General features: G+C 42.3%; 11 protein-coding genes and 2 pseudogenes. 2 read left to right on the top strand and 11 right to left on the bottom strand.

Annotated elements, in window-relative coordinates:
- Positions 1-70 precede the first annotated feature (70 nt).
- From IM509_RS11430 to IM509_RS11460, 7 genes and pseudogenes are all read right to left on the bottom strand, one after another.
- Entirely contained in the window at positions 71-247 is a 177-nt protein-coding gene (locus IM509_RS11430; RefSeq protein WP_185237510.1) for a hypothetical protein, read from the bottom strand.
- The gene (locus tag IM509_RS11435) at positions 244-630 is read right to left on the bottom strand and encodes a hypothetical protein (protein WP_052278256.1); all 387 of its coding nucleotides are present in this window, start codon (positions 628-630) and stop codon (positions 244-246) included. Before IM509_RS11435 ends, IM509_RS11430 begins: the two co-directional genes overlap by 4 nt.
- A gap of 149 nt (positions 631-779) precedes the next feature.
- The gene (locus IM509_RS11440; protein WP_002780558.1) at positions 780-1121 is read right to left on the bottom strand and encodes a XisI protein; all 342 of its coding nucleotides are present in this window, start codon (positions 1119-1121) and stop codon (positions 780-782) included.
- Positions 1109-1524, bottom strand: a pseudogene (locus IM509_RS11445) (XisH family protein). Before IM509_RS11445 ends, IM509_RS11440 begins: the two are co-directional and overlap by 13 nt.
- Positions 1525-1879: 355 nt before the next feature.
- Positions 1880-3085 (bottom strand): argininosuccinate synthase, encoded by a 1206-nt coding sequence (locus IM509_RS11450; RefSeq protein ID WP_002736083.1) that lies wholly within the window; start codon positions 3083-3085, stop codon positions 1880-1882.
- 162 nt (positions 3086-3247) lie between these two features.
- Entirely contained in the window at positions 3248-5239 is a 1992-nt protein-coding gene (locus tag IM509_RS11455; protein ID WP_185237509.1) for a DICT sensory domain-containing protein, read from the bottom strand.
- Positions 5240-5524: 285 nt separating this feature from the next.
- Complete coding sequence (locus IM509_RS11460; protein ID WP_002736350.1) at positions 5525-5659, bottom strand: hypothetical protein; 135 nt, start codon at positions 5657-5659, stop codon at positions 5525-5527.
- An 82-nt stretch (positions 5660-5741) separates the two neighbouring features.
- Here IM509_RS11460 and IM509_RS11465 point away from each other — a divergent pair, with 82 nt between their 5' ends.
- On the top strand, positions 5742-6680 hold the full coding sequence (locus IM509_RS11465) for an SGNH/GDSL hydrolase family protein (protein ID WP_052278258.1): 939 nt from the start codon (positions 5742-5744) through the stop codon (positions 6678-6680).
- A gap of 178 nt (positions 6681-6858) precedes the next feature.
- Here IM509_RS11465 and IM509_RS11470 read toward each other — a convergent pair whose 3' ends face one another.
- Positions 6859-7986, bottom strand: a complete 1128-nt coding sequence (locus IM509_RS11470; protein WP_052278259.1) for a 5-(carboxyamino)imidazole ribonucleotide synthase — start codon at positions 7984-7986, stop codon at positions 6859-6861.
- Positions 7983-8492 (bottom strand): pentapeptide repeat-containing protein, encoded by a 510-nt coding sequence (locus tag IM509_RS11475; protein ID WP_002780550.1) that lies wholly within the window; start codon positions 8490-8492, stop codon positions 7983-7985. The genes IM509_RS11470 and IM509_RS11475 overlap by 4 nt, the downstream gene beginning before the upstream one ends.
- Positions 8493-8762: 270 nt before the next feature.
- Between IM509_RS11475 and IM509_RS11480 the strand changes: the two genes are divergently transcribed.
- Positions 8763-9626, top strand: a complete 864-nt coding sequence (locus IM509_RS11480) for a branched-chain amino acid ABC transporter permease (RefSeq protein WP_052278260.1) — start codon at positions 8763-8765, stop codon at positions 9624-9626.
- A gap of 279 nt (positions 9627-9905) precedes the next feature.
- On the opposite strand, the gene IM509_RS11485 is transcribed toward IM509_RS11480, so the two are convergent.
- Together IM509_RS11485 and IM509_RS11490 are read right to left on the bottom strand one after the other, a co-directional pair.
- Positions 9906-10289, bottom strand: coding sequence for a DUF4346 domain-containing protein (locus IM509_RS11485; RefSeq protein WP_002735883.1), 384 nt, complete (start codon positions 10287-10289; stop codon positions 9906-9908).
- 344 nt (positions 10290-10633) lie between these two features.
- Positions 10634-10758: pseudogene (locus IM509_RS11490) on the bottom strand (IS630 family transposase); the annotation flags it as partial.

The raw sequence follows: 10758 nt of genomic DNA on the forward strand, positions 1-10758 counted from the left end.
AGCAATCCGGCTCTTCTGGTTTCTGTGTGGAAACGAGGTCTATACTGATAGTTTATTCCGCCAAATAGCACTAAAAGTCTTGCCTGATAAGCATTTCACGATTCCATAAGCAAAAATTATCACACAAAGTCGAGAAGAGCCGCAATCCTAACACATATTTTTGTAAACTTAAACAATACCCACAGCGATTATTAGCTTGTTGGCGAATTTTATCTTTAATATAGTCGGGAATAGGGCTGGGATTCATGCTTCTAAGGGTGAAATTAATCCTCTTTTAACCGCTTCATTTAATCCTTGAGACTTCTTTAACAAGTTTATTTGATAAATTTGCATCAATGACCAAAGTTCCGTATTTTCAAAGGTTGATAAATCTCTCTCTTGTTGTTGATTGAGCAACTCGCTTAATCTTTGATCCTGTTCTGATGCCATTTGTAATTGAGTTAATTTGATAATTTCTTCATCTGATAATGAATTTAGGGATGAGATTTTTTCGCCTTGATAATTGGGACTAATAGAAAAAGCGATCGCTTCTACTAATATATCATTAAGATCACGGTTAATTGAATGGGCTAAGGATTGAGCTAGATTAAAAATCTCATCAGGTAAAGTTAAAGTAATTGAAATAGCCATAAGCTTTTTTTATGCTGGTTTATAGAGATATTATAATTATAACTCAAATTTTTGTTACCTATAGGGATAAAATGGTTCAAAAGTAACAGAATAGCTCCTTTAAGCTTCTTTTATCAACCTCAGATTTCGAGGCAAGATTTACCGATAACTTAACTCACGGCAAACCCTGTTAACTTACGAGTTTCCAGATCGTAAAAAGCTAAAACTATATCTTCTTTAGAAATACCCTCCCTTAATAATTCCGTAGCGATACCTTCCTCTGTCCAATCCTCCTCAATATAAATCTTCTCATTTTTAATCCTAATATGGACTTGAATATTCCTGATTTTTTTCTTGCCTTCCCAACCCATAAAAAGCCAAAAATACTGATCATGTATCTCGTCAAAAACCAGACAACTTTCTTGATCTAAATTAGCAGAACCAGAAACCCATTCGTGATATTCTGTTAATACTTTTTTAATGGCATTGCGATATTTTTTTAGTCTATCCATCGTAAAATTTTCTCCTTTTCCATCTCAACAACCAGCAAAAGTAATTGATTTATTTTCACAATAGCCTGAATTGATTCTCGTTGGAAAAAATTTTCATAAATGCTGTCTTTAATGGCTAGATAAATTTGATATTCTGGTTCGGTAAGACTGATTAAATTTCGATATAAAATATACTGTCCTAAAGCTATTTCAAAATCTCTCATAGGTGAGGGACTTAAAAAGCTTTTGATTTCCACAACAATTTTACGTCCATTTCTTTCAGCAGCCAGAGGTTTTTCTGCTGCTAAATCAGCAAAAATTCAACATCTTTATATTTAATTTTATAAGGATCAGCTAAAATACTCCAACCGTCTTTAATTAAGGCATTTTTCACGGCTTCATGGTAAATATCTTTTGCTGGCATGGTTCTAAAAAAGTAATTTCATTAGTTATATTTAATTTTATTAACAATCCTAAGTCTGATAAAATCGGTGATCAAATTTAAATCAGTTATCGAGTCTGGTTCAAATTTAATTTTTGTTGATTCCCCCCTTGATAAGGGTGCTGATCCCCCCTTCGCCCATAGTAGGGTTAATTCATGAATTAACCCTACCTTGGGGGTTGATTCGTGAATCAACCCTACCTTAATAAGGATGTTGATCCCCCCTTCCCCCCTTGATAAGGGGGGTGCCGATCCCCCCTTCCCCCCTTGATAAGGGGGGTGTTGATCGCTGGGGGGATCTGAATTAACACCCACTTACTTAGGGGAGAATTGTTGATTACTTCCCTCTAGTTTTTTCGGCCCAAACTTTGCTGGGTAATCCCCAAACATAGATGAAACCTTCAGCAGCTTTATGATCAAATTGATCCTCGGCTCCGTAGGTAGCTAAATCGGGAGAATAGATAGAATTGACTGACTGACGACCGACCACTTTAGCGTTACCTTTAAACAGTTTGACTCGCACCGATCCCGTTACCTGTTCTTGGGTTTTGAGGATAAAAGCATCGATCGCTTCCTTTAAGGGACTGTACCACAATCCTTTATAAATTAACTGTCCGTAGGTATCTTCAATTCCCCGTTTATATTGGGTAACATCTCCAGTTAAAGTCAAACTTTCTAAGTCCCGGTGAGCATCAATTAAAACTAATAAAGCCGGGGCCTCGTAAATTTCTCGGGATTTAATTCCCACTACCCGGTTTTCGATCATATCTAAACGACCAACACCGTGTTTACCCACTAGGTCATTTAATTGACTAATTAGCGTGACAGAATCGAGATTTTCTCCGTTTAAACTGACAGGAATCCCCTGATTAAAACCGATATCGACGTATTCCGGCTCGTTGGGAGTATCGGCGATCGCTTTGGTCATTAAATAGATTTCTTCCGGGGGTTCCGTCATCGGATCTTCCAAGGGACCGGCTTCAATACTGCGCCCCAACAGGTTACGATCGATACTAAAAGGCGAGGATTTTTTCACAGGAGACTCGATCCCGAATTTTTCCCCGTAGGCGATGGTTTCTTCCCGGCTCATGCCCCATTCCCTGGCGGGAGCGAGAACTTTTAAACTAGGATTGAGGGTCATAATGCCCACATCAAAACGCACTTGATCGTTACCTTTGCCGGTGCAACCGTGAGCGACGGCATCGGCCCCGTATTTCTCGGCGGCCTCTACTAATAATTTAGCGATTAAAGGACGAGCCAGGGCGGTAGAAAGGGGATAACGATTTTCGTAGAGAGCATTAGCTTGAATTGAGGGAAAAGCGTATTCTTTGACGAATTCTTCTTGAGCATTGACTACTAAGGATTCGATCGCTCCGCAGCGCAGAGCCTTTTCTTGAATCGGTCCTAATTCGTCTCCCTGTCCTAAATCGGCGGCTAGGGTAATCACTTCTTCTACTCCCCATTCCTGTTTGAGATAGGGAATACAGACGGAAGTATCGACTCCTCCGGAATAAGCTAAAACCACTCTCTTGGCACGTCCCATAATTTTTTCACCTAAAAACGACTAATTGATTACTCTTTTAAGTTTATTATATATCCTGGGGATTGGATGCTTCTTTTTTAATGCTTTTTTGTTTAGTTTTTGATGAAGAAAAGGCATAGGAAGTCACGAGTAGAGAGCCAAAACTAAACGGGCAACCGGCCGCTATTTACGTTTACTGGCAGCACGACGGGGGGATTTTTTCGGAGCGGTATTTGGGGGATTATTGTTAGTTTTATCTTTAAATATTGGAATAGTAAAATGAAACTGACTGCCGTGATTTTTGCCCCGGGATTCTGCCCAAATTTCGCCGCCCCAACCATTGACGATCTGACGACAGATAGCCAGTCCTAAACCAGTTCCCCCGGCACTGCGTTGCAGGGCTCCTTCCTCTTGGTAAAAGCGATCAAAAACCTGTTCTAAACGATTGGGTTCGATCCCGCGTCCGGTGTCAGAAATGGTGACTTCTAGAGTTTTTGGCTTTCCCAAAGCGACTTCGATCGAGACATTTCCCTCCCGTCCGGTAAACTTACAGGCATTATCGAGAAGTTTGGAGAGTAATTCCACTAACCACTCGCCATCGGCTAAAACAAAGGGCAGATTAGGGGGGACAAGATTGCTAATTTTGGGGTTTTCGTTGTCGAGATTGAGGGAGTGAACGTGACTGATGGCTAATTCCACACATTCCGATAAGGATAAAGCTTCGGGATTCCAATTAACCCGGCCACTTTCTAACCTAGAAAGAGTTAAAAAATCTTGGATTAATTTACGCATTCGTTCCGCATCTTTCAGGGCAGTATCAAGCATAATTTGGCGCATTTCCGCCGGCATATCCGGTTCCGAGGCCAAACTTTCTAGACAGACTTGAATGGTGGACAGGGGGGTGCGTAATTCGTGGCCGGTAATGGCGACTAAATTAGAACGAGTGCGATCGAGGGCGGCTAATTGTTCATTTAAATCCTGTAAATTAGCGTAGGCTTCTGCTTGAATGAGAGCGACTCCGATTTGAGTGGCCACCGCGTCCACCAGGGCGACATCCTCGCTCTTCCAAGTGGTGGTATAGGGTCCACAGTGATGCAGTTCCAACATTCCCAAGAGACGGCTTTGGTAAAAAATCGGTACTAATAACCAAGAATAGATGGAACATTCCCGCACCAGATTTTGAATGGAATCCCCGGGAAGACGGGGATCGTGAATAGCGTCTTCGATTTTTAGGGATTCTCTCAATTCCAGCACTTCCTGAAACAGAGGATTATTTTTCAGGGGCCATTTTTGTCCTTTGATGGAACTAATGCCAGGGTTTAAAAATTCGTGTTCGATGGTGGCGTTAATGTCGGCTTCCTTACAACGATAGACCACGCAGCGACAGACTCCCAATCCCTCCCCCAATTTCCGCACTGCCACCTGGAGGATATCTTCCGGATCGAGGGAACGACGGATCGCCGCTGTCACCGAGTTGATCAGTCTTTCCTTGTGTTCTTTCGATGCCAAGGAACGATTGGCTTTCAGCAGTTTATACTGTCCCGCTTGCAAATAAGTGACCAATCGCTGGACAAAGGGATCCGGTTCCTCTTGATGATCCCTGTCCGTCAGTTCACAGATCAGGTATTCTTCTTGAGCGCGCCTAATTTTCTCTGCCAGTTCGGGACGATAATCGAGAATATGATTTAAGAGAATTTGGGCGGCCTGTTGACTCACATGGCGATCGCTCGTCCAAATCCCCTCAAAACGGCGATTATTATCCATAGCTGCCCTATTTTCCCCTTCGGCTACCAGATGGGTTCGTTCCCGACAGATTAAACAACTAGCATAATGGCGACTGATAACCACTAGATGCCATTCTTTGGCTAAACTGTCGTCCGGTTGAAAAGCGATCGTCTCGTAAACGTCGGAACTATGCTTAAAATCGGTTTCTGGGGCGGACAAAACGTAAACTTGCCCGCTTTTGTGGGCAATGCGTCGATAGCGATGGGCCTCTTGACGATAAAAGCGCTCACGCTGAAAACTGGCAATCACTAATGGTTGATCGTCTTCCGCTAAAACCTGATCCTCCATGGCGTGGGATAGCGCGGTCAGGGATGCTTTGAAGTACATCTGCGATCGCCATTGGGGGAGTAACTGCAACAGTTCTGTTAAAACAGAAGTTGATCTGCTCATCGATGATCTGTTTCGAGTCGAGTGTGACTAGCAAGCGCAATAGAGGGAACTAGCAATTTCTCCCTTGACCCTATCCTACAGGCTCAAGGGGACAAGAGGTGAGATCGTGATGGCCAGAAATTTAAACCGAGTGATGCCAAAAGTGAGGGAAATTATTCTAAGTAGGGAGGCACAATTATTTGTAGGATGGGTTAGCGGTAGCGTAACATGAGCGGGCGTTGGGTTTCATGCTTCAAACCAACCTACGTTCATCTTATATTTAATTCCACCCACCCACTTAGTTAACTAGATGTAGGCGACTTTCATTGCCCAAAGAATCAGAGCAATAATACTACCGATAACGATAATCGACGATATCGCCACTACTGCCGGTTTATCGGCTCCCTCGAATTTCATGATGCCACGATTTAAGTCTGACATTGCTTTTAACTCCTTTTCATGAGATGGATGTAGAAAGTATGAGACACTTTAGGATCATAAATTAGCTAACTCTCATCTATCCGTGTTATTAGAAATTGGTATCATTCGGCTGTCTTTAATCATTCTAGGCGTTCTTTTCGCCCTTGGCCTTCTCCTTGAGGCTATTTTAAGAATTGTCTTCGGGTTCGGTAATCCGCTTATTTACAAAGCTGATGCCGAAATTGGCTATCTTTTGGCTCCTAATCAACAAACGCGCCGTTTTTCCAATTTTATCGCCGTTAATCAGTATTCGATGCGCAGCGATCCGATTACACCCCAACGGCCTCCAGAGACGACGAGAATAATGTTAATCGGTGATTCGATCGCTAATGGCTCTTGGTGGACAGATCAAAAAGAGACCATTGCTGCTTTAATCACCAAAAATTTAGGCCAAAATCTGACGGGTTCAGTGCAAGTTCTCAATGCTTCGGCTAATTCGTGGGGACCACGCAATCAATTGGCCTATCTGCGACGTTTCGGCACCTTTGAATCTCAGGTGATTGTGTTATTAATGAACACCGATGATCTGTTCGCTTTAGCTCCTAGTTCGGCGGTGGTGGGACGAGAAATTAATTATCCTGATCGCCGGCCGGCTTTAGCTTTAATCGAGTTGTACGATCGATATTTTAAGCGTTATCCTCCCCTACCACCGGTGCAAGAAGGAGGCGATCGAGTGGGCAATAATTTAAACGCTCTTGCCCAAATTCAATCCCTTGCTCAGGCTAATCAAGCCCGTTTAATTATCGCTATCACTCCCCTCATTCGCGAAGCTCAAAAACAGGGGCGAGATTATGAATTGAAATCCCGTCAAAGACTAGCGGATTTCACCGGCAACCAGCAGATTTTTTATCTAGATTTTCTGCCCATTTTTCAAGCCCATCCTAATCCCGATTCCCTCTATATCGATAATATTCATCTCAGCAGGGACGGTAACGAGTTAATCAGTCAAAAACTGGCCGAGGCAATCAAAAAAGTCTTTTAATTAGGTTTGCTGAATCAGTTATCAGTTATCAGTTATCAGTTATCAGTTATCAGATGTGAGGTTTCAGATGTGAGGTTTCAGTTCACATTTTTATCAATTATCAGTTCACTATTTACTGATTACTGTTTACTGTTCACTGTTTACTGATTACTGTTCACTGAAAATACACCCCACTTCCCTAACAACCATACCAAAGCTTTTCTATCTGTTTTGCTAGGGCCAATAACTCAGAGCGATCGCTTGTATCCCTTAAGAGGGTGACATGGCCTAATTTTCGACCGGGACGGGATTTCTTACCGTACCAAAAAACGTGAGCGTCTGGAATTGCCGCTAAAACTGCTCTTTTTTCGCCATAATCACCGTCACTATCCTCAAAACCCAATAGATTAACCATGACTGCCCCGGCAGATTTTAAATCCGTGGCTCCGAGGGGCAAATTAGCCACTGCTTGCAGTTGTAGAGCAAATTGGGAGGTAAGACAGGCAGAAAGGCTGTAATGACCAGAATTATGGGTACGGGGAGCGATTTCATTAATCAATACCTCTCCCTGGGAAGTGACAAATAATTCCATCCCGAAAACACCCACCGCCGACAAACTACTTAACAGATGATGGGCGATAGATTCGGTTTGAGCCTGTAAAGATTGGTTAAGAGCGGCGGGAGCGATTACCCAGTGACAGACTTGCTCCTCTTGATGGGTTTCTACCACGGGATAGGTGACGATTTCCCCAGTTAATCCCCTAGCGGCAACGATGGCTAATTCTCGCTCGTAGGGAATATAAGCTTCTAACATCAAGTCAAGACGCTCTAATTGCGGCTTTTTGGCCTTTAATTCTTCAGGAGTGCGGATAATAAAGGTTCCTTGACCATCATAACCGTGTCGTCGCGCTTTCAGCACTAGCGGAAAAGGATAATTTTCTAGCTGGGATAAATTATCTATCGCCCAAAAATCAGGCACAGGCAACCCTAGGGAGCGTAAATAACATCTTTGCTCGTATTTATCCAATAGGGGGCGCAGATTTGCCAAACTAGGATAGAATTTCACTCCTGTGGCCGCTAATTCTTCTAGGGCATCTAAATTAACAAACTCATTTTCAAAAGTGATCAGATCACAATGTTGAGCTAGTTTTTTTGTGCCTTCCACGTCGGCTATTTCCGCAAAGACAACCCCGTCAGCTAAAGCAACGGCGGGATCGTCGGGGTGTGGTGTTTGTACAATTAGAGAAATGCCTAATTTCTTGGCTTCCTGTGCCATCATCCATGCTAATTGTCCACCACCAATAACACCAACCCGGGTTTGCATCATTGATCACATCCTAAAGATTCCAGGGTAGAGATGCCGGTTTTTGAGTTGACACCCTCGGCTCTTTCACAGAGATTTTTGATTTGTTGAGCGTCAAGCACGGCAAAACTAAAATCAGCACCGTTGATATTTACCCCCTCGAAAATGGTGCGCAGCATAATTGCTTCGGCAAAAATGGCATCGCTTAAATCGGAATTTTTAAAGGTACTCAGATAGGCTAACCCATTGGTTAAGTCCGCTCCATGAAAGTTGCCTTCGATGATAGAGGCTCCGTTAAACACTGCCCCGCGCAAATCGGCAGAGCTAAAGTTAGAATCTTGCAGATTAACGTTAGTAAATTGGGCAGATTGCAAATTTTGTCCCGAAAAATCCTTTCCTGTCAGATTCTGGTTTTCATAACTGGCATTGGCTCCTGTGACAGCAGCAGAACTGGCAGCTAAGGCATTGACAGGAGATAGGATAAATAGTAGGGCAAAAAAAGCGATCGCTAATCGAAAGATAGTCTTCATTGGCGGCAAATTCCATCAGTGGGCATTCTTGATTTTATAGCAGTAAGTCATCAGCCGTCAGCTTTCCACCGGCCGCCAGAAATTGCTGGCACACAAACCTTTATAATAGCTGTCTGAGCTTATACTGCCGTGTAATTTGGTCTAAACAAAAATATTTAAGCCACAGGCCCTCAGCTTTCAGTTAAATAAGGTAAAAGACAAAAGTTAATTAATTTTCTCTCTCCTGACTTCTATTTCTAAGGACAATTTCTGATTTATACAAGAGGTTTGATGGATACACCGCAACTTTTATTCAATGGTTTAGCCGTCGGCAGTATTATTGCTCTGGCTGCTGTCGGGTTAACCCTTACCTGTGGCATTTTGCGTCTGTCTAATTTTGCCCACGGCGATTTTATGACTTTAGGTGCTTACATAACTTGGCTGGTAAATGCACAAGGGGTTAATCTCTGGTTAGCCATGCCGGTGGGGGCAGCGGTGACAGCTATTGCCATGCTCATTGCCGAGAGATTATTATGGAAACCTATGCGCGATCGACGGGCTGACTCTACCACTTTAATTATTATTTCCATCGGTTTGGCTTTATTTCTTCGCAATGGTATTTTAATGATCTGGGGCGGCAGTAATCAACGCTACGATCTCCCTGTGATGACCGCTACAGAAATTTTTGGTATTAAAGTAGCTTTTGATCGATTGTTAGTTATTGGTTTGGCAATTATAGTTATTATTGCCCTCCATTTTTTATTACAAAAAACTAAGATTGGTAAGGCGATGCGTGCCGTAGCTGACAGCAACGATTTAGCTAGAGTAACCGGAATTAACGTCGAATGGGTTGTCTTCTGGACATGGATAATCACGGGAGTTTTAACTGCTTTAGCTGGAGGTATGTTCGGTTTAATTACTGGGGGAGTACGTCCCAATATGGGCTGGTTTTTAATCTTACCAATGTTTGCGTCCGTTATTTTAGGTGGTATTGGTAATCCCTACGGAGCGATTGCTGGGGCTTTAATTATTGGTGTTGCTCAAGAAATTAGTGTTCCCTTAATTGGTTCTGATTATAAATTAGCCGTGGCTTTATTAATTATGATATTGCTGTTATTATTCCGTCCCCAAGGTTTATTTAAAGGCACGGTTTAACAGTTATCAGTTATCAGTTATCAGTGATCAGTTATCAGTTATCAGTGATCAGTTATCAGTTATCAGTGATCAGTTATCAGTTATCAGTTATCAGTGATCAGTGATCAGTTATCAGTGATCAGTGATCAGTGATCAGTTATCAGTTATCAGTTATCAGTGATCAGTTATCAGTGATCAGTGATCAGTTATCAGTTATCAGTTATCAGATGTAAGTTTTAAGTTATTTATCTTCATCTTTATCCCTGTTTACTGTTTACTGATTACTGAAAAGCCCAATTTTTAATCCTGAATATATTCTTCGCCGGTGATTAAAGCGTATTCAGCGCGGGTAAATTCTCGACCTAAATAAGCAGCATGATCGAACATAGTAATGGGACAAGGTTGGGTTTCTTCGATTACTTTGACGGCTAATTCTTTGGCAGTCCTAGCGGTGTAAATAGACTCAGGATTGCGATCAAGTTTTTGCCTAACACCGATAACTTTTCCCGTTTCTGGATCGACGGCTAAACCTTTTTCGTTGATAATATTGCTGTAATGTTTGGCACAGATTAACCCGGCTTCTCGGTCGAGATAAATAATAAAATATCCTGCGGGATCGAGAGCGATCGGACGTTTGGAAAGTTGATGATCAATAGCCGTGATTTGGGATTTTAATTCGCTCATTTTCTTGACAAAATCACTTAAATATGTAGATGAAAGCAAGAGCAAATTATATCACATACCATCATTCTTGTCCTCTGGCAACAGGAGGATAAACTCAGAAAAACATAAACAGGGACACTTGTAGAGTAACCCAAGGGCTAGTATTATTGTCCGCGGCGAGACGAATAGCACTGCCCGGAAACGCCACGGAACCAACCCCCTGAAGCAAGAAATTTTGAGATAGATAATATCGCCCAATTAACAGTAATTCATGACCAAGATCATAGGATTTCAGCGTCTGGAGGGCGGGATTACCCCCTAAATTATTCAAAGTGTCGGCAAACCGGTAGTAAGCTTTTACGCATTTAAGTTACATTGACAGCATTACCCTTATTTTTAAGTTTTCTACTCCATTTAATAATCAATCCCCCTTCATTTAAAAGCTGATTGACTACTTTTTCCAGTTCTTCTTTATTTTCAAATTCTCGAT

The organism is Microcystis sp. M31BS1 (assembly GCF_020245285.1).
Lineage (GTDB): Bacteria > Cyanobacteriota > Cyanobacteriia > Cyanobacteriales > Microcystaceae > Microcystis > Microcystis panniformis.

Bases quoted from the DNA above. Each gene is read 5' to 3' on its own strand.
- IM509_RS11430 (WP_185237510.1), bottom strand. From the start codon at position 247: ATGAATCCCAGCCCTATTCCCGACTATATTAAAGATAAAATTCGCCAA.
- IM509_RS11435 (WP_052278256.1), bottom strand. From the start codon at position 630: ATGGCTATTTCAATTACTTTAACTTTACCTGATGAGATTTTTAATCTA.
- IM509_RS11440 (WP_002780558.1), bottom strand. From the start codon at position 1,121: ATGGATAGACTAAAAAAATATCGCAATGCCATTAAAAAAGTATTAACA.
- IM509_RS11450 (WP_002736083.1), bottom strand. From the start codon at position 3,085: ATGGGACGTGCCAAGAGAGTGGTTTTAGCTTATTCCGGAGGAGTCGAT.
- IM509_RS11455 (WP_185237509.1), bottom strand. From the start codon at position 5,239: ATGAGCAGATCAACTTCTGTTTTAACAGAACTGTTGCAGTTACTCCCC.
- IM509_RS11460 (WP_002736350.1), bottom strand. From the start codon at position 5,659: ATGTCAGACTTAAATCGTGGCATCATGAAATTCGAGGGAGCCGATAAA.
- IM509_RS11470 (WP_052278259.1), bottom strand. From the start codon at position 7,986: ATGATGCAAACCCGGGTTGGTGTTATTGGTGGTGGACAATTAGCATGG.
- IM509_RS11475 (WP_002780550.1), bottom strand. From the start codon at position 8,492: ATGAAGACTATCTTTCGATTAGCGATCGCTTTTTTTGCCCTACTATTT.
- IM509_RS11480 (WP_052278260.1), top strand. From the start codon at position 8,763: ATGGATACACCGCAACTTTTATTCAATGGTTTAGCCGTCGGCAGTATT.
- IM509_RS11485 (WP_002735883.1), bottom strand. From the start codon at position 10,289: ATGAGCGAATTAAAATCCCAAATCACGGCTATTGATCATCAACTTTCC.